General features: G+C 71.7%; 16 protein-coding genes and 1 pseudogene. 10 read left to right on the top strand and 7 right to left on the bottom strand.

The genetic code is table 11. The annotated features are described in order from the left end of the window. The first annotated feature begins 168 nt into the window (after positions 1-168). Complete coding sequence (locus tag ACFXOA_RS11515) at positions 169-981, top strand: MerR family transcriptional regulator (RefSeq protein WP_385025201.1); 813 nt, start codon at positions 169-171, stop codon at positions 979-981. A 198-nt stretch (positions 982-1179) separates the two neighbouring features. Here the strand turns inward: ACFXOA_RS11515 and ACFXOA_RS11510 are convergent, their stop codons facing one another. The 4 genes from ACFXOA_RS11510 to ACFXOA_RS11495 all read right to left on the bottom strand — a co-directional run bounded on the left by ACFXOA_RS11510 (position 1180) and on the right by ACFXOA_RS11495 (position 6478). Then, positions 1180-2934, bottom strand: a complete 1755-nt coding sequence (locus ACFXOA_RS11510; RefSeq protein ID WP_385025198.1) for an NAD+ synthase — start codon at positions 2932-2934, stop codon at positions 1180-1182. 81 nt (positions 2935-3015) lie between these two features. Next, positions 3016-4599, bottom strand: coding sequence for a multicopper oxidase family protein (locus ACFXOA_RS11505; RefSeq protein WP_385025195.1), 1584 nt, complete (start codon positions 4597-4599; stop codon positions 3016-3018). A 494-nt stretch (positions 4600-5093) separates the two neighbouring features. After that, positions 5094-5807 carry a DUF305 domain-containing protein gene (locus tag ACFXOA_RS11500; RefSeq protein ID WP_385025192.1) on the bottom strand — a complete coding sequence of 238 codons (714 nt, stop codon included), beginning with the start codon at positions 5805-5807 and terminating at the stop codon, positions 5094-5096. Beyond that, the gene (locus ACFXOA_RS11495; RefSeq protein ID WP_385025189.1) at positions 5804-6478 is read right to left on the bottom strand and encodes a DUF3105 domain-containing protein; all 675 of its coding nucleotides are present in this window, start codon (positions 6476-6478) and stop codon (positions 5804-5806) included. Before ACFXOA_RS11495 ends, ACFXOA_RS11500 begins: the two co-directional genes overlap by 4 nt. 246 nt (positions 6479-6724) lie before the next feature. On the opposite strand from ACFXOA_RS11495, the gene glnA reads away from it, so the two are divergent. The 4 genes and pseudogenes from glnA to ACFXOA_RS11475 all read left to right on the top strand — a co-directional run. Then, positions 6725-8086 (top strand): type I glutamate--ammonia ligase, encoded by a 1362-nt coding sequence (gene glnA, locus ACFXOA_RS11490; protein ID WP_362552528.1) that lies wholly within the window; start codon positions 6725-6727, stop codon positions 8084-8086. A 995-nt stretch (positions 8087-9081) separates the two neighbouring features. Next, positions 9082-9255 carry a hypothetical protein gene (locus ACFXOA_RS11485; RefSeq protein WP_385025185.1) on the top strand — a complete coding sequence of 58 codons (174 nt, stop codon included), beginning with the start codon at positions 9082-9084 and terminating at the stop codon, positions 9253-9255. A 69-nt stretch (positions 9256-9324) separates the two neighbouring features. Then, on the top strand, positions 9325-9600 hold the full coding sequence (locus ACFXOA_RS11480; RefSeq protein WP_385025182.1) for a hypothetical protein: 276 nt from the start codon (positions 9325-9327) through the stop codon (positions 9598-9600). 135 nt (positions 9601-9735) lie between these two features. Next, positions 9736-9822: pseudogene (locus ACFXOA_RS11475) on the top strand (glutamine synthetase); the annotation flags it as partial. A 285-nt stretch (positions 9823-10107) separates the two neighbouring features. Here the strand turns inward: ACFXOA_RS11475 and ACFXOA_RS11470 are convergent. After that, positions 10108-10761, bottom strand: a complete 654-nt coding sequence (locus ACFXOA_RS11470; RefSeq protein ID WP_385025179.1) for a CatB-related O-acetyltransferase — start codon at positions 10759-10761, stop codon at positions 10108-10110. A 101-nt stretch (positions 10762-10862) separates the two neighbouring features. Between ACFXOA_RS11470 and ACFXOA_RS11465 the strand changes: the two genes are divergently transcribed. The 3 genes from ACFXOA_RS11465 (at position 10863) to ACFXOA_RS11455 (ending at position 12866) form a co-directional block, all read left to right on the top strand. Beyond that, positions 10863-11549 carry a TetR/AcrR family transcriptional regulator gene (locus tag ACFXOA_RS11465; RefSeq protein WP_385025176.1) on the top strand — a complete coding sequence of 229 codons (687 nt, stop codon included), beginning with the start codon at positions 10863-10865 and terminating at the stop codon, positions 11547-11549. Between the two features lie 115 nt (positions 11550-11664). Continuing rightward, positions 11665-12054, top strand: a complete 390-nt coding sequence (locus ACFXOA_RS11460) for a VOC family protein (protein WP_385025173.1) — start codon at positions 11665-11667, stop codon at positions 12052-12054. A gap of 68 nt (positions 12055-12122) precedes the next feature. Next, a complete protein-coding gene (locus ACFXOA_RS11455; RefSeq protein WP_385025170.1) occupies positions 12123-12866 on the top strand; it encodes a metallophosphoesterase in 744 nt (247 codons plus the stop codon). Positions 12867-12964: 98 nt separating this feature from the next. On the opposite strand, the gene ACFXOA_RS11450 is transcribed toward ACFXOA_RS11455, so the two are convergent. Continuing rightward, positions 12965-14539 (bottom strand): cellulose binding domain-containing protein, encoded by a 1575-nt coding sequence (locus tag ACFXOA_RS11450; protein ID WP_385025167.1) that lies wholly within the window; start codon positions 14537-14539, stop codon positions 12965-12967. Between the two features lie 589 nt (positions 14540-15128). Here ACFXOA_RS11450 and ACFXOA_RS11445 point away from each other — a divergent pair. Then, on the top strand, positions 15129-15920 hold the full coding sequence (locus tag ACFXOA_RS11445; RefSeq protein ID WP_385025165.1) for a putative protein N(5)-glutamine methyltransferase: 792 nt from the start codon (positions 15129-15131) through the stop codon (positions 15918-15920). Between the two features lie 147 nt (positions 15921-16067). Next, entirely contained in the window at positions 16068-19064 is a 2997-nt protein-coding gene (locus tag ACFXOA_RS11440; protein ID WP_385025162.1) for a bifunctional [glutamine synthetase] adenylyltransferase/[glutamine synthetase]-adenylyl-L-tyrosine phosphorylase, read from the top strand. Positions 19065-19163: 99 nt separating this feature from the next. Here the strand turns inward: ACFXOA_RS11440 and ACFXOA_RS11435 are convergent, their stop codons facing one another. Further along, positions 19164-22289 carry a discoidin domain-containing protein gene (locus ACFXOA_RS11435; protein ID WP_385025160.1) on the bottom strand — a complete coding sequence of 1042 codons (3126 nt, stop codon included), beginning with the start codon at positions 22287-22289 and terminating at the stop codon, positions 19164-19166. Between the last annotated feature and the right edge of the window lie 419 nt (positions 22290-22708).

Here is a 22708-nt window from a genome sequence, read left to right as displayed (position 1 = left end):
GCCGGGCAGGCGGAGTCGCGCCTTCAGCTGCCCGGCCCCGGGCGGCGCCAGCCCCCCACGCACCGCGGCGCCGGTAGCGGCAGGCGGGCGTCGAGCCGGGCGCCCAGCTCCGCGGGAGCGCCGCTTCTTGACTCTCACACCGTGTCAGGCGGTCAACTCGGAGACATCATGTTCACCATCGGAGACTTCGCCCGGCACGGCCGCGTCTCGGTCCGGATGCTGCGTCACTACGACGCGACCGGCGTGCTGCGGCCGGCTCACGTCGACCCGGCCAGCGGCTACCGCTACTACACCGCCGCCCAGCTGGCCCGCCTCAACCGCGTCATCGCGCTCAAGGACCTCGGCTTCACCCTCCAGCAGGTCCAGGCGATCCTGGACCAGGAGGTGACCACCGGGGAACTGCGCGCCATGCTCCGGCTGCGCCACGCCGAGCTGGAGGCGGCGATGGCGGCGGCAGCCGCACGGCTGAGCCAGGTCGAAGCGAGGCTCCGCTCGATAGAGAGTGAGGGGCAGATGCCCAGCAACGATGTCGTACTGAAGGGTCTGCCGAGCGTGCGACTGGCGGAACTGACCGCGGTCGCGTCGGACTTCGACACCATCGGCCCCGTCATCCAGCCGCTCTACGAGGAGCTGTTCCGGCGTCTGGAGGCGGCAGGCGTCGCTCCCACCGGACCCGGGGTCGCCTACTACGAGGACGCGCCGGACGGCGGGATCCTCATCCACGCGGGTGTCGAGGTCTCGGCGCCCCTCGGCGAGAACGACGGGCTGAAGATCGTGGACCTGCCGCCGGTCGAGCAGGCCGCGACCATCATGCACCACGGCTCGATGGAGTCCGTTCTGCCCACGGTCCAGACCCTCGGCCGCTGGATCGACGCCCACGGCTACCGCTCGGCCGGGTACCCCCGGGAGATCAATCTGGAGTGCCCCGACAACCACGACGAGTGGGTCACCGAACTGCAGGAGCCGGTGAGCGGGGCCTGACGGGACAAGGGCCGGCACGGCCACCGGCCGGCCCACACGATCCGCCGCCCAGAGTGCGGACGACTCGATCGTCGCAGTGGACGACTTCGAAGCCGGCACCCGGGGCGCTCGGTCGTGTGGGTGCCGGGCCGATCCCGGTGGCGGGCACTCCGTGGGCCACCCGTCCCCGGAGTGCGAGCCGGCGCCTCGCGGCCCCTGTCAGCCCGACTCGCGCCACCGGTTGGTGATCGGCAGCCTGCGGTCCTTGCCGAAGCCCTTCGGTGAGATCTTCGTGCCCGGCGGGTACTGGCGCCGCTTGTACTCCGCCGTGTCCACCATCCGCAGCGTCCGCGTCACCAGGGCTTCGTCGAATCCGGCCGCCACGATCGCGTCCCTGCCCTGGTCCCGGTCGACGTACAGCTCGAGGATGCGGTCCAGCACGTCGTAGTCCGGCAGCGAGTCGGTGTCCACCTGGTCCGGGCGCAGCTCGGCGCTCGGGGGCTTGGTGATGGACGCCTCCGGGATCGGAGGCGTCTGCCCGCGCTCCTCGGCGGCCCGGTTGCGCCACTTCGCCAGGCGGAAGACGGAGGTCTTGTAGACGTCCTTGATCGGGCCGTACGCGCCGACGGAGTCGCCGTAGAGGGTCGAGTAACCCACCGCCAGCTCCGACTTGTTGCCCGGCGCCAGCACGATGTGGCCCTCCTGGTTGGACAGGGCCATGAGCATCGTGCCGCGCAGCCGCGACTGCAGGTTCTCCTCCGCGAGTCCGGTGAGCGCCAGCGACCCCATGTACGCGTCGAACATGGGCTCGATCGGTACGGTGCGGAAGTTGAGCCCCGTACGCCGGGCGAGCTCGGCGGCGTCGCCCTTGGAGTGTTCCGAGGAGTACTTGGACGGCATCGAGACGCCGTACACGTTCGCCGCGCCCACCGCGTCGCAGGCGATCGCGGCGACGAGGGCCGAGTCGATTCCGCCCGAGAGCCCGATCAGCACGCTGCGGAAGCCGTTCTTCGCGGCGTACGCGCGCAGACCCACGACCAGGGCCGAGTACAGCTCCTCGTCGTCGTCCAGCCGCTCGGCGTAGCCACCCGCGAGTTCGGCCTCGTAGGGCGGCAGCGGGTCCCCGCTCAGGACCACGTGGTCGATCCGCAGCCCGTCGTTGACGACCCCGGAGGGCGCCTCGGCCGGGGCTGCCGGAAGCTCCAGATCGAGGATCATGCTGCCCTCGGTGAACTGGGGCGCGCGGGCGATGACTTCGCCGTGCCGGTCGACGACGATCGAGTCCCCGTCGAAGACCAGCTCGTCCTGGCCGCCCGTCATGGCCAGGTACGCCGTCGTGCAGCCGGCCTCCTGGGCCCGCTTGCGGACCAGTTCCAGCCGGGTGTCGTCCTTGTCGCGCTCGTACGGGGAGGCGTTGACGGAGAGCAGCAGCCCGGCTCCGGCGGCGCGGGCGGCCGGGACGCGGCCGCCGTCCTGCCAGAGGTCCTCGCAGATCGCGAGCGCCACGTCGATCCCGTGCACCCGGACCACGGGCATCGAGTCGCCCGGCACGAAATACCTGAACTCGTCGAAGACCCCGTAGTTGGGCAGGTGGTGCTTGGCGAAGTTCAGCGCCACCCGGCCGCGGTGGAGCACCGCGGCGGCGTTGCGCGGGGAGCCCGCAGGCTGCCCGTAGCGAGCCGCCGCGTGCTCCGAGCGGTCGAGATGGCCCACGACGACCGGCAGTTCGCCGAAGCCCTCGTCGGCCAGGCGGACGGCGAGAGCGCGCAGCGCGTCGCGTGACGCCTCGACGAAGGAGGACCTCAGGGCGAGGTCCTCGACGGGGTAGCCGGTCAGCACCATCTCGGGGAACGCCACCAGGTGCGCGCCCTGCCCGGCGGCGTGCCGGGTCCAGTGGAGGACCGACTCGGCGTTGCCCGCGAGGTCCCCGACGGTCGAGTCGATCTGATTCAGTGCGAGACGTAGTTGAGGCACGGGACCAGTGTAATCGTCTGACTGACGCGATGTCCTGGAGTCCCGCCCGCTTCCGGGCGGAATCCCCTTCCCCGGAGCCGCTCAGCGGAGGTAGCCGAGCACCGTCATCATGCCCGCCTCCGCGTGGTAGACGTTGTGGCAGTGGAGCATCCACAGGCCCGGGTTGTCCGCGTCCAGGTCGACCGTGAGCGTGCGTCCCGGCAGGACGGCCGCGGTGTCCTTGCGTGCCCCGAGCGCCGTGCCGGCCAGGGCGAACGTGTGGCCGTGCAGATGGATCGGATGCCACATCGAGGTCCGGTTGGTGAACGCCAGGCGCACCCGCTCCCCGGCCCTGACCGGCTGCCGCACCGCGGGGTCGTAGGGCTTGCCGTCGAAGGCCCAGTCGTAGGCGTCCATGGAGCCGGTGAGCGTCATCCGCACGGTCCGGTCGGGCTCGCGCTCCGCCAGGGCCACGCCCTCGTCCGGGGCGAGCCTGTCGGCCGTCACCAGCTCGCCGTCCAGCTCCGCGGGGCGTGCGGTGGCGGGCGGCAGCTCCCCGGACGCCGTCCGCAGGACGGCCATCGCCGACGCGTCCTTGCCCTCGGCGAGCGCGGTCAGGGGGAACACCCCGTCCCCGGCGGTCACCAGCACGTCGTACCGCTCGCCCATCGCCAGCAGCAGCGTGTCCGTCTCGGTGTGCCGCACCGGGAAGCCGTCCGTGTGCGTCACCGTCATCCGGTGCCCGCCGAGCGCCAGGCGGAAGGCGGTGTCGCCGCTCGCGTTGATCACGCGCAGCCTGATCCGGTCGCCGGGCTTCGCCTCGAAGACCGAAGGGTCCGTCGCCCTGCGGCCGTTGACCAGGTAGTGGGGGTAGGCGACATCGCCCGCGTGACCGCCCAGCAGGTCGCTGCTCGCGCCCACCAGGAGGCGTGAGGGCGCGTCGCCGTCCGCACGGGCCGCGCCGCGTCGGGCGGCCTTCTTGTGCGCCGTCGCGTCGTGGCTGCTGCCGCGCCCCTTGGTCAGCTCGCCGAGAACCGCGTCGGGGGTGGACCCGTCCACCCCGTCGAGCCAGTCGTCCAGGACGACCACCCACTCCTTGTCGTAGGCGAGCGGCTCCTTCGGGTCGTCGACGATCAGCGGCGCGTACAGCCCGCGGTCCAGCTGGACCCCCGAGTGCGGGTGGATCCAGTACGTACCCGGGTGGGAGACCGCGAAGCGGTAGGTGAAGGAGGCCCCGGGCTGGATCGCCTTCTGGGTGAGGTCCGGGACGCCGTCCATGTCGTTGCGGAGCGCCAGGCCGTGCCAGTGCAGCGAGGTCGACTGCGACAGGTTGTTGGTGAGGGCGAGCTCCAGGATGTCGCCGGCGGTGACCCTGACGGCCTCGCCGGGAAGCTTGCCGCCGTACGCCCAGGTCGGGACGGTGAGCCCGCCGCCGAGCTCCATGTTCGAGGCGCCCGCGGAGAGCGAGACCTTGCGCAGGGGGCCGGTGCCCCGTCCGGCCTCCCTCTCCACGACCTCCGGACCGTCGGGAGCGACGTAGGTGTCGGCGGCCCGGGCGGGGGCGGCCGTCCGTACGGAGGGGACGGGGCGGGGTGGGACGGCGTCTGCGCGGGTGGCCAGGGCTGCGGTGCCCGCCAGGGCGAGTCCGGAGGAGAGTACGGCGCGACGAGAGGGCATTTCAGACATATTGCGCACCGTACCCCTGTCGGGTATGGACACGGCAGCCCGACACCCGCCCGTGCGCGTCATGGTGCGCACGGGCGGGGAGGCCTGGGCGGGGGTGTCACGCGGGGCCCGGCGCGTATGAACCGCCACCCGTACGGGCGTACGCCGGACAGGTTCGCGGCCGCGTTCCGCCGGGTCGGTTCCGGGGCCGTGTTCCGCAGGGCCGTGTTCCGCCGGGCCGGTTCCGGGTCCGTTTCCCCTGGACCGGTTCCGCGCGTCCGTTCCCCGTGCCGGTTCCACGCCCTGTTTCCCCGGCGCGGGTCTCGTCTCGCCCCCGTACCCCGGGCCGGTTCCGTGCTCCCGTTCCCCTGGCGCCGGCTTCGCCCCCGTTCCCCCGTGTCAGTTCTGTGCTCTCTCCTCCCGGGCCGGTTCCGCCCCCGCGATCCGGCCCGGTTCCGCGTCCGCCCCCGCGATCCGGCCCGGTTCCGCGTCCGTTCCCCGCCCCGGGCTTCCGCTCAGTGGCGGGGAGCGGCGCCCCGCGCTTCGAGCATGTCCGCCATCAGGTCCAGCTCGGAGCGCTGGGCCGCGACCATGCCCTCGGCAAGGCGCTTCTCGACGGGTACGGCGCACCGCTGGGCGCAGCCGCGGGCCATGGCGACGCCGCCCTTGTGGTGGTCGGTCATCAGCTGCAGGAAGAGGATCTCCGCCTTCTCGCCGCGAGCCTCGCGGAGAGCCGCCAGCTCGGCCCGCGTCGCCATGCCGGGCATCAGAGCACCGTCGTGATCCATCCCCTCCATCCCCGCCATGCCTTCCATGCCTTCCATGCCCGCCATGTCGTGACCGGCGTGGGCGTCCGGCATCCAGGCCATGGGGCCCTGTCCGTCGGGCGCCGTCTTGGGCAGCCCCCACAGGTCCAGCCAGCCGAGCAGCATTCCGCGCTGGTTGGCCTGCGTGTTCGCGATGTCGTACGCGAGGCGCCGTACCTCCTCGTCCCGCGTCACGTCCCGCACGATGAAGGACATCTCCACCGCCTGCTGGTGGTGGACCGCCATGTCCCGCGCGAAGCCCGCGTCGGCCGAGGCGGCCGTGGGGACGGGGGTGCGGGGCTGCTCAGGGGCGGCGTCACCCCGGGCGGAGGCGACCGTCGCCGCTCCCGCGAACAGCAGCGCGAGGGCCACGGCGGAGCCGCCCACCCACCGGGCCCGCCGGGTGCGTGCCGAGGCGCTCACCCGTCGACCCCGCCGGTGCAGGGGGCACCCGGTTCGGGTGTCTGGGCGCCCTGCACGTACTTGGCGAAGAAGCGGGCCACCCGCGGGTCGTCCGCGCCGTCCACGGTGACCTGCTTGCCCCAGGCGCTCAGCATGAGGGCGCCCGCCTGTCCCTCGTACGGGGACATCAAGGAGTAGGGAGTGTCCTTCACCCGGGAGGCGAGTGCCTTCACGTCGGCGTCCTGGGCCTCGGCGTTGTACGTCACCCACACCGCGCCGTGCTCCAGCGCGTGCACCGCGTTGACGTTCGGTACGGCCTTTTCGTATACGACGCCGTCGCAGTTCAGCCAGGCCGGATTGTGGTCCCCGCCCACCGGCGGCTCCATCGGGTACGTCACCTCGGTCGTGACGTGGTTGCGGGTCAGCTTCTCCGCGTCCCAGGACTTCTCGCCGGCGACGGGCTCGGCCGCGAGCTTCGCCTTGTCCTCCTCGCCCTGCTTGGCGTCCTGGGCCGCACTCTCCGTGCTCCGCTCCTTCGCCTCGGACTTCTCCAGCAGCATGTACGAGCCGAATCCCAGCAGGCCGGCGACCACGACGGCGCTCACGCCTATGGCGAGCACCCGGTTGCGGCGGTCGCGCGCACGGTCGGCGTGACGCATCTGCTCTATGCGGGTCCTGCGGTCGAAGCTCATGTCGTCGGGTCCTTCTGCCAAGGGGTAGGGAGGGACGGGAGCGGAGCGTGTGGAACGGGTGCGCGCGGGGCCGTACCGGAACCTCGACAGGCCCCGCACACCATGGGCGCCGATCGTAGTGGGTGGCCACGTGCTCTCTCTCACACCGTGTGCGTAATCTGGGTGAAATCCCGGGTCGTGATACTGAGGTGTCCCCCTACCCCGGGGCGGTGGTGCACGGACCGTCTGAACTGCAAGGATGTGGCTATGGACAAGCAGCAGGAATTCGTCCTCAGGACGCTTGAGGAGCGTGACATCCGCTTCGTACGGCTGTGGTTCACCGATGTTCTCGGTTACCTCAAGTCCGTCGCCGTGGCCCCGGCCGAGCTCGAACAGGCCTTTGACGAGGGCATCGGCTTCGACGGCTCCGCCATCGAGGGCTTCGCCCGTGTATACGAATCGGACATGATCGCCAAGCCGGACCCCGGCACGTTCCAGATCCTCCCGTGGCGTGCGGAGGCTCCCGGCACCGCGCGGATGTTCTGCGACATCCTGATGCCCGACGGCTCTCCCTCCTTCGCGGACCCGCGCTTCGTCCTCAAGCGCATCCTCGCGAAGACCTCCGACCTGGGCTTCACCTTCTACACCCACCCGGAGATCGAGTTCTTCCTCCTGAAGAACAAGCCGGTCGACGGCAGCCGCCCGACCCCGGCCGACAGCTCCGGCTACTTCGACCACACCCCGCAGAACGTCGGCATGGACTTCCGCCGCCAGGCGATCACCATGCTCGAATCGATGGGCATCTCGGTCGAGTTCAGCCACCACGAGGGCGCCCCCGGGCAGCAGGAGATCGACCTCCGGTACGCCGACGCGCTCTCGACCGCCGACAACATCATGACCTTCCGTCTGGTCATGAAGCAGGTCGCGCTGGAGCAGGGCGTGCAGGCCACCTTCATGCCGAAGCCGTTCTCCGAGTACCCGGGCTCCGGCATGCACACCCACCTCTCGCTCTTCGAGGGCGACCGCAACGCCTTCTACGAGTCGGGCGCCGAGTACCAGCTCTCCAAGGTCGGCCGGTCCTTCATCGCGGGTCTGCTCAAGCACGCCGCCGAGATCTCCGCGGTGACGAACCAGTGGGTCAACTCCTACAAGCGCATCTGGGGCGGCTCAACCCGTTCCGCCGGTGCCGGCGGCGAGGCGCCCTCCTACATCTGCTGGGGCCACAACAACCGCTCCGCGCTGATCCGCGTCCCGATGTACAAGCCCGGCAAGACCGGCTCGGCCCGTGTCGAGGTCCGTTCCATCGACTCCGGCGCCAACCCCTACCTGACGTACGCGGTGCTGCTTGCCGCGGGACTCAAGGGCATCGAGGAGGGCTACGAGCTTCCGGCCGGCGCCGACGACGACGTGTGGGCGCTTTCGGACTCCGAGCGCCGCGCGATGGGCATCGAGCCGCTCCCGCAGAACCTGGGCGAGGCCATCTCCCTCATGGAGAAGAGCGAGCTGGTCGCCGAGACCCTGGGCGAGCATGTCTTCGACTTCTTCCTGCGCAACAAGAAGCAGGAGTGGGAGGAGTACCGCAGCGAGGTCACGGCCTTCGAACTGAAGAACCTGCTGCCGGTGCTGTAAGCGCAGGTCAGCGGCTTTGAGAGCGCTAAGCGGGCGGGTTACCCGGTTGAACCGGAGCGACCCGCCCGCAGTCATGATCAGCTCTGGGCCGTCTAGGGGCCGTGAGGCCCGGACGGGCGGCCCAAGTACACCTTGTCCATGGCGATGCGGGCCCGTCCCTCGCTGCTCGGAAGTAGGTGGGTGTAGGTCCGCAGAGTGAACCCGGGATCGGTGTGCCCGAGGTACGTACTTAGCGCCTTGATGTTCTCTCCGGCATCAAGGCACCCGGCTGCGCTTCGCTCCGCCGGGCGCGCTTCCCGGCTCTGGCTGCGCCCGCGCTCCTGCCTTCGGCCCGCTCGGCGCTGCCGCCGCCGACGCGCGCCCGCAGTGGATAGGCCCGAGGGGCATGAGACGAGAACCAAGCCCGCGGCTTCAAGACATGCCTCCGGCGGGGGCGCTCAGACTCCGGGATGGGAGGGGCGCCGTTCGCGGGTGCCGGCGGATTCGTGGTGAGCGTCGTGGGGGCTCCCATCCCGACCACCTTCGACCCAGGCAGAGCCGAGCAGTCGCGGCCCAGGGCGTCAAGGTCGTTCGTACAGTGGCGCGCTCCACCTTGACGCCCTGACCCACGCCCGCTCCACAGTGTGTGGGTCGAAGGCGGACGGGATGGGAGCTGGGGTGAGTGGTGGGTGAAGTGGGGAGACCGCTGCACCGACCTCTGTCAGTGGCTGCCGATAGCCTGAAAGGTTCGCAGCCATCCCCACATGTAGTGGTTGGATGAACTGAGGTGCCCACAAGTTGTGGTTCCCGTACCCCATTTGAGTCACAAGAGGCGCTATCCTTCTCAACAGCACGAAAGACCCCAGGTCGGAGGGACTGACGGGGGGTCGGTACCTGCTCGAACTGGGGTCGTGATGCGTTCCTAGGCGCCCAACGACCCTACATGGCTCCCCTCTTCCCTCAGAAGGGCGGGGTCGACATCGAGTGGTATCCAGCTCGAAAGGTAGGTGATCAGGATGGCCAAGAAGCTCACGCCGGGCACGCCGGCGCCGAAGTCGGGGCAGTACAAGGTCCCCGGTTCCAGGACCGAGGTCACGGCCGTGAAGGGCAAGCCCCTTCCGCCGACGCCCAAGGCTGGCCAGGGTTACAAGCTCGTTGACCCGACCAAGCACAAGCCGAAGGGCAAGTGAGCTGAGGGGCAGGTTCTCCGGGGCCTGCCCCTCAGGCGTCCAGACGACTTTCGAGCGCAAGGCATCACGATGAAGGCATATCCGGACTTCGGTCACCCGCAGGGCATGGGCGCGAGCCCCTGGTTCACGATCCGCAGCAGCAAGCTGTACCCAGACTTCGGCCACCCCGAAGGCATTGGCGCAAGCCCCTGGTTCACAGTCGAGGGCGACCAGCTCTACCCCGACTTCGGTCACCCGCAGGGCATGGGCGCGAGTCCTTGGTTCACGATCCGCAGCAGCAAGCTGTACCCAGACTTCGGCCACCCCGAAGGCATTGGTGCAAGCCCCTGGTTCAACCTCCGGTAGAAGCGCTCCCCGGGCCGTCTCCGGGCCGTCCGGGGGTGCACAAGGGTGACCAATGCCGACAACCGTCGACACCTGCATTGCAGGTCACAGCACTGGTCGCCACCACGGCCGCAGGCCAGACGACCGGTCCCTCACTTCCTGCGCAACAAGAAGCAGGAGTGGGAGGAGTACCGCAGCGAGGTCACGGCCTTCGAGCTGAAGAACCTGCTGCCGGTGCTGTAACCGCAGGTCGGAGCAGGTTTCCCGCTGATTCGGCGGATGGGGCCGCCGGTCACGGACCGGTGGCCCCATGGCGTCTCACGCGTCCTGGGGCGTTCGGCGTCGGATCGGTGCCCTCCTGCAAGCCGACCGTGGCCTTCCGGCGCGTCGCCGCTCGTTCCTGGGAGTGGGAAACCTGCTCCGATTCCGCAGCCGGCGCCCAGATCGATCCCGGACTGTCTGTCCTCCAGCGGGTACAACTCGTCTGTTGGTGACGCTTCGGTGGCGGGCCGGACGGAGCCCGGCAGGTCAGCCCGGGGAGATGAGGGCGGCGGCAGCCTCCAGCTCGGCGATCGAGCCGGACATGATCGTCCGCACGTGTGCGGTGATGTGCTCCACGGGCCAGTCCCACCAGGCGACGGCGAGGAGGCGCGCCACGTCCACTTCCTCGTAGCGGGTGCGCAGCAGTCGGGCCGGGTTGCCGCCGACGATGCCGTAGTCGGGTACGTCGGAGGTGACGACGGCGCCGGAGGCGATGATCGCACCGTGGCCGATGCGTACGCCCGGCATGACCGTGGTTCCGTGGCCGAACCAGACGTCGTTGCCCACGACGGTGTCGCCCCGGCCGGGCAGGTCGGTGATGAGGTCGAAGTGCTCGGCCCAGGAGCCGCCCATGGTCGGGAAGGGGAAGGTGGACGGGCCGTCCATGCGGTGGTTCGCGCCGTTCATGATGAACCGGGTTCCGGTGCCCAGCGCGCAGTACTTGCCGATGACGAGCTTTTCCGGGCCGTAGTGGTACAGCACGTTGCGCGTCTCGAACGCCGTCGGGTCGTCGGGGTCGTCGTAGTACGAGAAGTCGCCCACCTCGACGAGCGGCGACTTCACCAGAGGCTTGAGCAGCACGACGCGCGGGTGCTCGGGCATGGGGTGGAGCACGGTGGGATCTGCGGGAACGGGCGGCATCGGTGAGGCGGTTCCTCTCGGCGGGCCACTAGTGCGACAGGTGTTGCTTTAATATGCTGGCACGGTCTTCTCGTGTCCATCAACCGGATTCTGGATTCCCGATGACAGTCCCGCCCGGAACCACCGGCGGCGCGGATGCGGACCGCGCCGGCTCAGGCAGCACCGCCCCGACGGACGGCGCGTCCGGCGACCGCCGCCGCCCCGGCGGTCGTACGGCGCGCATCCGTGCCCAGGTCCTCGACGCGGTCCGCACCGAGCTCGGAGAGCACGGCTACGAAGGACTCACGATGGAGGGCGTCGCGAACCGCGCCGGCGTCCACCGCGCCACGGTCTACCGGCGCTGGCAGGACGTGGGCGGTCTGCTGGTCGACGTCATCGAAGCGGCCGGCGAGATCGACTGGGAGCCGGCCGACACCGGGTCCCTCGCGGGCGATCTGGCCGCCCTCAATGAGGAGATCCAGGAGTCCCTCTGCGTACGGCCGTCCTTCGCGGCCGCACTGATGGCTGCCTCGTTCCACTCCGGACAGGCGGCGCGGGCCCAGACGAGGCTGTGGGCGGACCGTTACGCCCAGTGCGAGATCCTGGTCGAGCGCGCGGAGGCGCGCGGCGAACTCCCGCCGGGGCGCACGGATGCCCGGAGCCTGCTGATCGCCGCGACGGCGCCGGTCTACCACGAGCTGGTGCTCCTGCGGGCCGACCCGGACCCGGCGCTGCCGGGGCGCGCGGCGGAAGCGGCGGTGCTGGCAGCCGCGGCGGGGGCGTTCTCGGTCGAGCCGGCGGAGGGGTAGGGCGGAGGCAGGGCGGGGGTCGCCTTCGGGCGGCCCTGCCGGGGCGGGGACGATATCCGGCGCATCCCCGCCGCCCATGAACTGAGTCCCAGAAGCACTTCACCGAGGGAGAGTTATGACCAGCAGATTCACCGAGCTGACCGTCGACTGCCGCGATCCGGAGAGGCTCGCCGCCTTCTGGTGCGAGGTGCTGGGCTTCGAGGTGATCGAGCGGAGTGAGGGCCAGGTCGAGATCGGGTCCTGGGTGCCGACCGTGGAGGAGGTCAGGGCCCGTCAGATGCCGCCCACCCTGGTGTTCATCCGGGTGCCGGAGGGCAAGGCGGTGAAGAACCGGCTCCACCTCGACGTCAGCCCGATCGACGCCGGCACCGAGGAGGAGGTGGCGCGGCTCGTGGCCCTCGGCGCCACCCGGGCGGATGTGGGGCAGGGGCCGGGCCGGAGCTGGGTGGTCATGGCCGACCCCGAGGGCAACGAGTTCGACGTGCTGCGCACCCTGGCCCCGTGACCGTACGAGGTGCGGTCCGCCGGGGGGACGGTGACGGATAATCGGGCACAACCGTCAGAGGGGGATTGGTGTCCGTACTGCTTGCTCAGATAAGTGACCTGCACCTGGACGGCAGTGAGAGGGCCACCCGGCGTGCCGAACGTGTCATGGACCATCTGCGGTCCCTGCCCCGGCCCGTGGACGCCCTGCTGGTGACCGGGGATATCGCGGACCACGGGGTGGAGTCGGAGTACGAGGAGGCCGCGCGGATCCTGGCCGCGCCGTTCCCGGTGCTCACCTGTCCCGGGAATCACGACGCCCGGCCCGCCTACCGCAAGGCGCTGTTGGGGAAGCCGGGCAACGACGGACCGGTCAACGAGGTGCACCACATCGGTGGAGTCGCCATCCTGATGTGCGACGCCACCGTCCCGGGGCGGGACGAAGGGCGTCTGGACGGCGAGACGCTCACCTGGATCGCCACGACGCTCGAAGGGCTGCCGCCGGAGAGCCGGGCGCTGGTCGCCTTCCACCAGCCGCCCGTCGCGGTCCACCACCCGCTGCCCGATTCCTGCATGCTCGAACGCCCCGGCGACCTCGAAACCCTGCTCGGATCGCATCCGCAGGTCGTGGCCGTCCTCACGGGGCACGCCCACACCGCGGCTGCATCCACCTTCGCCGGCCGTCCTCTCATTGTGGGGCCCGCGGTCACCTGGACCCTGCGCATGCCCTGGGAGGGGGACAGCGCCGCCGACCGCGACCAGCCGCCCGGCCTGGCGTTCCACGTCCTCGGCGACGACGGCAGGCTGACCACTCACTACCGCGTCGTCATCTGACCGTTCCGGTGAGCCGTGCGCCCGCCGTCCGCCGTCCCCGGGGCGCCCCGGCCGTTGCCTCCCCGGCCGCTGTCCGCGTGCCGGGGAGGCGTCGGGCCTCAGGAGGCGGTGCAGGTCAGGCCGCTGGGTGCGCTGCCGGAGGCGCCGGTGGCCGTGAACCCGAAGGTCGATGTGGCGCCCGGTGCCACGGCCCCCGCCCACGCGGCGTTCCGCACGGCGACCGTGCCACTGGTGCCGGTGTGCACGCCGTTCCAGAGGCTTCCGAGCGTCTGCCCCGGAGGCAGGGGCAAGGCGACGGTCCAGCCGTTCAGCGGCGAGGTGCCGTCGTTCCTCACCGACACCTCGCCCTGGTAGCCGCCGGACCAGCTGTTGACGGTGCGGTAGGCGGCGGAGCAGACGGGAGTGCCGCCACCCTCGTCCGGACCACCGTCGTCACCGTCGCCGGGGCCGCCTCCGGTTGAAGTGAGGACCGGAGTCTGCCAGGTTCTCCAGGCCGAGAGATCACCGGACTTGAGCGGGGAGACCCTGAACACCCCTGGTGCGCTGCCCGTGTTCAGCAGGTACTTCCGTACGCTCTGCTGCAGCGGGGCCTTCCACTCCGCCCTGGCCGCGCAGTGCGTGCCGTCCTGCACGTCCGACCAGTAGCTGATGTCGGCCCCGGCGCCGAGTGCCTTGTAGACCTCCGCGCCGCCGAGGGCGGCGACACTGCCCGACCTGGCGGCCAGCCAGTCCACGTGCGGGTTCTCCATGAGGAACAAGCCTCGTGGAGCGACCATCCCGATGATCTCGTGGGTGTCCACCGGCAGGGCGGCAGGGTTTCCGGTGAACGGGGCGAAGGCGTCGCCGAGCCACGGCTGCTCGGAATAGGCGCTGCTCAGCGGCTGTGCGCCGCTCTCCCCGGGGATGCCGCGGAAGGCGGGGGCGCCACCCGAACCGGACTCGATCGGCATCGTCAGATCGATCCGCTGGTCGAACGCGCCGGCCACGAGGGCGCCCTTGCCGAAGCGCGAACAACCCGTCACGCCGGTCGCGTCCGCCGTGAGCAGGCTCCCGCCCGACTGCTCGATGACGTCGATGATGCGGCTGACGCCCCAGGACCAGGCCATCAGCAGCCCGGTGCTGCTGCCCGACCCGTAGACGCTGTAGAAGGCGCCCTGTTTGGCATTTCGTGCCGTGCCCTCCTTGCCCACGGTGTACGGGTCGAAGTTGATGATCGCCGCGCCCGAGGCCTTGAGGGTGGCCGTGTCCGCGCCGAGTCCTCCCAGGACGACGACGGCGGGGAAAGGGCCCTGACCGGAGGGGAGTTCGACCTTGGCGGAGAAGCTGGATCTCTTGCCCTGATCCGTCACGTTCACCGTGATGCCCGTCGAGGAGACGGTTCCGGTGACGGAGGCGGGCCTGGCCGGCTTCTGGCCGTAGACCGACCTCTCCGCCTGCTCCCTGATCTCGGCGCGGCGGCAGCGCCAGTCGGAGACCGTCGAGACGCGGGTGCCGTCCATCCGCCTGAAGGGGTCGGGCAGCTTCGTCTCGGTCGGCGGGGTGCCGGGGGCGGGTATCGCGCAGTCGGCGCCCTCGTCCTCGACTCCGGGGCCGGCCAGGACTGCCGCAGCCGGTCCGTTCGCGGCACTCGCCTGCGGGGTGAGGGACGCGGTGGCCAGGGTGCCGAACGTCAACAGGGCGGCCGCCGTGGCCAGGGCCCTTGTTCTCGGTCTGTGAAGGCGTAGGGCGAATGAGCGCATGGGGGACCTCCGGAAGGCGCGCAGGGGAAGGTGCTCGGATCGGTCGCATTTCGGACCGGTGGTGGGAGCGCTCCCGAGCGTAGGGAGAGGAGGCAGGGGTGACAACGGCCCGGTCGTCACCGGCTCAGGTTGGCCCTTCTTGACCTCTCCGGAAGGCGCGGCGCGGTGCGCCAACGGGGTCGGAAGGGCGGAAATCGGCCAGTGGGCGGCGCGTGGGCAAGGCTGCGCAACAGGCGCTTTTGGTCAGTTTCGATGCAAGCTTCGAAACATTCGAAGCGGATGGAGGACTGGCGCGGCGTGCCTCGCGAGCCGAACGCCCCTCGGGGCGCCCCCTGTCTCCGTCGTGCACGGGCTGCCCGCCCGCCCCCGTCCGGTAGGGTGATGCGACCCGGTACCGGGACCGACCAAGGAGGTGAGACCCATTACCGCTTCAGCAGGCTGGGCGCTCACCCCTCGCCGTCGCGTGGCCGTAGCGGCCTGAGCGATCGCGGAGCGCTCATCGGTTTCCCGAAAGGCTCCGTGCGTGTCACTCTCCGAACCCTTCCTCAGCCCCTCCGCGATCGTCGCCGAACTCCGCGCCGCAGGCTGCGTGTTCGCCGAGGATGAGGCCCGACTGCTGATCTCCGCAGCGGACGGCCCCGCCGCTCTCGCCGCCATGCTGGAACGCCGGGTCGCCGGGCTGCCCCTCGAACACGTGCTGGGCTGGGCCGAGTTCTGCGGGCTCCGGATCGCCGTGGACCCCGGGGTCTTCGTCCCCCGCCGCCGCACCGAGTTCCTGGTCCGCCAGGCCCTCGCGCTGGCCCCGGCGAGGCCGGTCGTGGTCGACCTCTGCTGTGGCACCGGTGCCCTCGGCGCGGCGCTCGTCTCCTCGCTGGAGGGGGCCGAACTGCACGCCTCCGATGTGGAACCCGCCGCTGTACGCTGCGCCCGCCGCAACGTGGGCGTGCACGGAACGGTCTACGAGGGCGACCTCTACGCGCCCCTGCCGCCCACCCTGCGCGGAAGGGTCGACGTGCTCCTCGCCAACGTCCCGTACGTGCCGACGGGCGATGTCGAGCTGCTGCCCGCCGAGGCGCGGGTCCACGAGCCGCGCGTGGCCCTCGACGGAGGCGGCGACGGGCTCGACGTGCTGCGCAGGGTCGTCGCGGAGGCAGCCCACTGGCTGGCCCCCGGCGGCAGCCTGCTCGTCGAGACCAGCGAGCGGCAGGCGGAGGGCGCCGAGGCGACGGTCGGGAGCAGAGGACTGACCGCGCGTACCGTCGCCTCCGAGGAGCTGTACGCCACCGTCGTCATCGGTACCAGGCCGCAGACATGACACGGCTGCCCCGGCAACGGGGCGCGGCGGTCCTCCCTCGCTCGCCCGTGCCTTTTCCCGGCCACCCCCGCCCGCCGCTCCGGATTCACCGGTACGGGCTAGGCTCGAAGAGCGGGTACGTGTGATCGGCGGGCAGGGAGACACGGGATGACGACGGTGCCGGGACGCAGAAGCAGTACGTTCACACGCCTGCTGCGGCACGGTTTCACCGACCCGTCGGCCGCCGAACGACTGCTCGACCTTCCCGAGCTCGCCTCCGTACGCTCCGATCCCGTCCTCTTCGACGCCCTCGGGGCGACCGCGGACCCCGATCTGGCGCTGCACAGCCTCGTACGGCTGGTGGAGGCCGAGGAGGCGGCCGAGCGGCAGATCCTGCTGGACACGCTCGTCACCGCCAAGCCGCTGCGCGACCGGCTCCTGGGGGCGCTGGGCGCCTCCGAGGCGCTCGGGGACCACCTGGCGCGGCACCCGCGTGACTGGCAGGTGCTGGTCACCTACGAGGCCACCGATCTGCACCCCGGGGTACCCGAATTCGAACAGATGCTCTCCGATGCGGTGGACCCCGACTCCCTGCGGGCCGCCTACCGGAGGTCGCTGCTGTCGATAGCGGCGCGTGACGTGTGCGGGACGACGGACGTCGCGCAGGTCGCCGCCGAGCTGGCCGACCTGGCGACGGCGACCCTCCGGGCGGCGCTCGCCATAGCGCGGGCCGACGCACCCTCCGACGCCGCGCAGTGCCGGCTCGCCGTCATCGCGATGGGCAAGTGCGGCGGACACGAGCTGAACTACGTGTCGGACGTCGACGTCATCTTCGTCGGCGAACCCGTCGAAGGCGCGGAGGAGAGCGCCGCCCTGCAGGCCGCCACCCGGCTCGCCGCCCACATGATGCGGATCTGCTCCGACACCACCGTCGAGGGCACCATCTGGCCCGTCGACGCCAACCTCCGCCCCGAGGGACGCAACGGCCCCCTGGTGCGGACCCTCAGCTCCCACCTCGCCTACTACCAGCGCTGGGCCAAGACCTGGGAGTTCCAGGCCCTGCTCAAGGCGCGGCCGGTCGCCGGCGACCCCGAGCTCGGGGCTGCGTACGTCGAGGCGCTGTCACCCCTGGTGTGGCAGGCCGCCGAGCGGGAGAACTTCGTCGCCGACGTACAGAAGATGCGCCGCCGGGTCGTCGACAACATCCCCGCGGACCGCGTGGACCGCGAGCTCAAGCTCGGCCCCGGAGGGCTCCGGGACGTCGAGTTCGCCGTCCAGCTGCTCCAGCTCGTCCACGGCCGCAGCGACAGCACCCTGCACTCCGGTTCCACGCTGGAGGCGCTGAAGGCCCTCGCCGACGGCGGATACGTCGGGCGGGCGGACGCCGCCCAGCTGGACGAGGCGTACCGCTTCCTGCGGTCGATGGAGCACCGCATCCAGCTCTACCGGCTGCGCCGCACCCACCTGGTGCCCGAGGACGACTCGGACCTGCGCCGGCTCGGGCGTTCGCTCGGACTGCGCACCGACCCGGTCGCCGAGCTCAACAGGGCCTGGCGACGCCACGCATCCGTGGTGCGCAGGCTGCACGAGAAGCTCTTCTACCGGCCGCTCCTCGACGCGGTCGCCCAGCTCGCCCCCGGGGAGAGCAGGCTCAGCGCCAAGGCCGCCGTCGTCCGGCTGGAGGCCCTCGGCTACGCCGACCCCGCCGCCGCCCTGCGCCACCTGGAGGCCCTGTCGTCGGGGGTGTCCCGCAAGGCCGCGATCCAGCGCACCCTGCTGCCGGTGCTGCTCGGCTGGTTCGCGGACTCCGCCGATCCGGACGCCGGGCTCCTCGGCTTCCGGCAGGTGTCCGACGCACTCGGCAAGACCCCGTGGTACCTGCGGCTCCTGCGTGACGAGGGCGCCGCCGCCGAGAACCTCGCCCGCGTCCTGTCCGCCGGGCGGCTCGCCCCCGACCTGCTGATGCGGGCCCCTGAGGCGGTCGCCATCCTCGGGGACCCGGAAGGGCTCAACCCGCGCAGCCGGGAGCACCTGGAGCAGGAGGTCCTGGCCGCCGTCGGCCGCGCCCCCGGTGCCGAGGCGGCGGTCGCCGTCGCGCGGGGGGTCCGCCGCCGGGAACTGTTCCGGACGACCGCCGCCGACCTCATCGGCTCGTACGGCACCGAGGACAACCCCGCCGAGCCGGACCCCGGCGCCCTCGTCGACCGGGTCGGTTCCGCGGTCACCGACCTGAACGCCGCCACCCTCTCCGGGGCACTGCGCGCCGCGGTCCGTGAGCAGTGGGGCGCGACCCTGCCGACCAGGTTCGCCGTGATCGGCATGGGCCGTTTCGGAGGGCACGAGCTGGGCTACGGCTCCGACGCCGACCTCCTCTTCGTGCACCAGCCCCGCGAGGGGGTCGGAGACGAGGAGGCCGCCAAGGCGGCCAACACCGTCATCACGGAGATGCGCAGGCTCCTGGAGCTGCCGACCGCGGACCCGCCCCTGCTGATAGACGCGGATCTGCGGCCCGAGGGCAAGACCGGACCGATGGTCCGCACCCTGAAGTCGTACGCGGCGTACTACCGGCGCTGGTCGCTGGTCTGGGAGAGCCAGGCGCTGCTGCGCGCGGAACCCATGGCAGGGGACGAGGAACTGGGCCGCGCCTTCGTCGAGTTGATCGACCCGCTGCGCTACCCGGCGGAAGGGCTGGGCGACGAGGCGGTACGGGAGATCCGGCGGCTCAAGGCGCGGATGGAGTCGGAACGCATGCCGCGCGGCGCCGACCCCACGCTCCACACCAAGTTGGGCCGCGGCGGACTGAGCGACGTCGAGTGGACGGTGCAGCTGCTGCAGATGCAGCACGGCTGGGCCGAACCGGGCCTGCGGACGACGCGGACCCGGCAGGCCCTCGCCGCTGCCTGTGCCGCGGAGCTGATCCCGGCGGAGGAGGCCCAGACGCTGGACGAGGCGTGGGTGCTCGCCTCGCGGGTGCGCAACGCGGTGATGCTCGTACGAGGGCGGCCCGGCGACACCTTCCCCTCGAACCCTCGTGAACTCACGGCTGTCGGGCGCTACCTCGGATACGAGCCGGGCCATGTGGGCGACATGCTGGAGGACTACCGGCGGATCACCCGGCGGGCCCGCGCGATCGTCGAGGAACGCTTCTACGGGGCGGCGTTCTGACCGCCCGGCAGCGGCCCACGCGTCACCCCGGCCGCCGCGCCCAGGGAGCGGGACGCCTCCTCACAGCTGAGGAGTCCCGCTCCCGGGCCGGCGTACCGCTCAGCGCACGGTGAGCTGTGTCAGCCTGGCGTCGCCCCGGTGCCCCGCGTCCGTCGCCAGCGCCACGTACCGGGCGGTGCCGTCAGTCGTGAGCTGCCGGGTCCTGCCGTGCCCCGCCGGCCGTCCCGCCGGGGTGTAGGTCAGACCGTCGGTGCTGAACTCCGCCCGCAGACCGGGAATCCGGCCGCCCGTCCACTCGGTGCGTATCTCCCTGACCGGGTGCTCGGCGCCGAGGTCGACGACCATCCGGCCGTCGGGTCCGGGCGTCCAGGCCGTGTGCGGGTCACCGTCGACGGCCGCCGAGGGGTCCGACATCCCGGGCGGGAGCGGCGCGTTCGGGAAGACCACGGCGCCGAGGGCGAGGTCGTCCGCGGGGTAGGCCGCGGCGCCCCGCACGGTGACGGTGGTGGTGCGGCCGGAGCGGACCACCGCGACCTCGCTGTGCCCCTGGCCGGTCACCCGCACCGCGCAGGAGGGACCCGTGAGCCGCACGGTGGCGGCGTCGACGACCTCGGCCCGCAGCCCCGCCGGCAGTCGCCCGCCGTGCGCGGGGCTCAGCACCAGCCGCGGGGCGAGCAGTGCGGCCGTGGAGGCCTCCATCGCGGCCTCGTAGACGCTGCCCCGGGCCGTCACGGTCTGGGTCCCGTGGAACAGGACCGCGCGCGAACCGGACCCGGGGACGGCGATCCGGGTCGAGACGGGCTCGTCGGAGAGGTTGAACAGGCTGAGGTGGTCCTCCGTCAGGGCCGCGCGGACGCGTTCGTCGTCGGCCTCCGGGGTGTCACGGCGGGCGAGGTCCCTGAGTTCGTCCGCCGACGCCGAGGGGTATCCCTCGGCCAGCAGCGGCGCGGCCGGACCGTCGCCGAGGACGATCGTGTCGCCGTACACCGTGATCGGAAGCTCCGAATCCCGTACCACCAGGCCGGCCCGGCCGTCGATGTCGAGCCACCCGCCCTTGCTGGAGACGTCCGGCTCCGGCCAGGCGGAGAGGTCGGTCCAGCGGACTCCGTCCGCCGAGCCCTGCACCGTGTAGGCGCGTCCGGCCGCGGCCTCCCAGCGGAGGGTGACCCGGTCCACGGAGTGTGAGGCCCCCAGGTCGACGGCGATCCAGCTGTCCGCCCGGGACCGGTCCGCCTTCGACACGGCCCACCGGGTGGTGGGCTTGCCGTCCACCGCGAGCGCCGGCTCCTTGCCGGGGTCGTACGAGGACGCCGTGGCCGTCCCGGCAGCGGCCAGGTCGGTGCCGGCCCAGCCGTCGCGGACCTCGAAGGCGTAGAGGGAGTAGCCGTACACCGGGTCCGGCAGCACGCCGGTCATGCGCAGGTGCCTGACCTCCGCCCTCGCGAAGGTGACCTCGTCCACGCGAGGAGCGGCGGCGGTCTGGCCGGTGTCCCGCGCGGCAACGGTGGCGGTGCCCTCGGCGAACCGGTAGACCCGGGATCCCGTGAGGCCCGCCATGCCCGGCATGGTGAGGTTGTGGACCTCCAGGTGCCCCTCGCCCGCGGCGACACCGGTCGTGGCGTAGACGACGGCCCCGGAGGGCAGGGTGGTCAGGCCCGCCTGACCCGTGCCGAGACGGACCACGGTGGCGCTGCCGTCGAAACCGTCGCGGAGCCGGCTGTACGTGCGCACGTGCCGGCCGGTCACCTGCGCCGCCGTGCTCGGCAGGAACATGGGGCTCGGGCCGCTGAGCCGGAAGAGCCAGTCGTCATGAGCCGGCTGCCAGGCGAACTTCACGAAGCCGGGCTTGGTGACGGCACCCGCCCACGCGCCCGCCGACTGGTGGGACAGCAGACCGGGCCCGCTGCCGAAGTCGGTGACACCCGAGGCGTGTTCGAAGAGTTCCCGCGAGGACATCGGCCGGACCGTACGGCCCCGGTCCGCCGCCCACAGATGCAGCAGGTAGCTGATGGCCAGCTCCGCACGCGCCTCCGGCTCGTACTTCGGCTCACCGGAGAACTTCGCCAGACGGTACTCCGGCGGGTACTGCTGGTACGCCTCCAGCCTCTCCGCGAGGGCCACTTCGGCCCGCGCCGCCGCACGGTCACCGGTCACCTGGGCGAGGAAGGCCAGCGGGATGACGTCGCGCCCGTAGAGGTGCTCCCGGTCGGCGACCATCGGCATCAGCGGCTCGCCGGCGTCACTCATCACCCCGAGCAGGGTGCGCCACAGCGGTCCGGCGTTCGGCTGGCCGGTGAGGACCTCGGGCAGCGGGCGTCCGGCGGTGATGAAGTGCGCGGCGTTGCGCCCGGAGGTGCGCCACAGCTCCTCCTGGTAGTGCGGCCCGAAGGATCCGTGGTTCTCCACGATGAAGGTGTCGTACAGGTTGCGGGCGGTGTTGGCCGACACGGGGACGCCGTCGACGCGGGCCGGGTTCACCAGGTCCGCCTGGGGCAGACCGGTCTCGTTGCGCGACCAGGTGCCGAACGCCTTCTCCCAGTCGGCGTGCCGGGAGTCGTCGGAGGCCCACGCCAGCCCGGGGGCCAGGGACTGCGCGTAGACGCCCATCTCCTCCAGCTTGGTGTCGCCGACGTGGCCGCCGAGCAGGCCGTCCGGGGTCCAGCTGCCGGAGTCCGGGTCGTCGCCCGCGCCCAGGCCCGTCGTGTAGGCGGCCTGCTCGCGCGCGATGGTGTCCACATGGGCGCGGGTGGTCTCGTCCAGCTCGTCCCACAGCAGCCGTGCGGCCAGCACGAAGTAGAGCTGGAAGGTCGTGTCGAAGAAGAGTTTCCGGCCCCACTGGGTGCCGCCGGTGAGCCGGTTGGACGCGGCGAAGTGCTGGATGGTGGCGACGGTCCGGGCGCGCAGCGTCGGCTCGTCGACCCCGGCGCGCTCGCCGTCGTAGCGGCCACGGGTGAGCAGCACCGCGTTGCCGAGCACCACGGCGAAGCCGAAGTCCTTGTCCGTGTAGTAGCCGCGGGTCGCGTCCCACTGCGTCTCGGACCAGCGGGTGTGGTTCAGCAGGACGCGGTAGTACGTGTCCGCGATGCTGTCGGGCGCCGCACCCGGGCGCCCCTGGGCGCTCGCCGTCGCGGTGCCGAAGGTGACGGGGACGGTCGCCGCGAGCGCGGTCGCGCCGAGGATCTGGACGAACCGGCGGCGGTCCACGGAGAGGGATGCATCGGGCACGCTGGGCGCCTTTCGGTAAGACAACGTTGTCAAACGGATGATCGAGATTCTTCGTCCGGAATGGGCCTTGCGTCAAGAGGTGAGCGGGAGGCAGGGGATCCCGCATCGGACCACCACCCCTCGCCTCGGCCTCGGCCTCGACGGGGAAGGGCTCTTCGTCCACGGGAAGAGGTACGAGCACGGCGACGAGCCCTGCGTGCGAGGGGCCGGGCCCTCGTACACCGGTGCCCGGTGTGCGAGGGCCCGGCTGCGGTTCGGAGGTCCGGTGCGAAAGCGCCCTGATGCGGCACCCGGGGCCCGGCCACGGACGCGGCTGCGGCACCCGGGCCCGGCCACGGACGCGGCTGCGGCACCCGGGCCCGGCCACGGACGCGGCTGCGGCACCCGGGCCCGGCCACGGACGCGGCTGCGGCACCCGG

The sequence above is a fragment of the Streptomyces sp. NPDC059166 genome (genome assembly GCF_042755185.1).
Taxonomy (GTDB): Bacteria; Actinomycetota; Actinomycetes; order Streptomycetales; family Streptomycetaceae; genus Streptomyces.
Note: the sequence above shows the minus strand (reverse complement) of the source record. Positions and strands in the feature narration are given on the sequence as shown.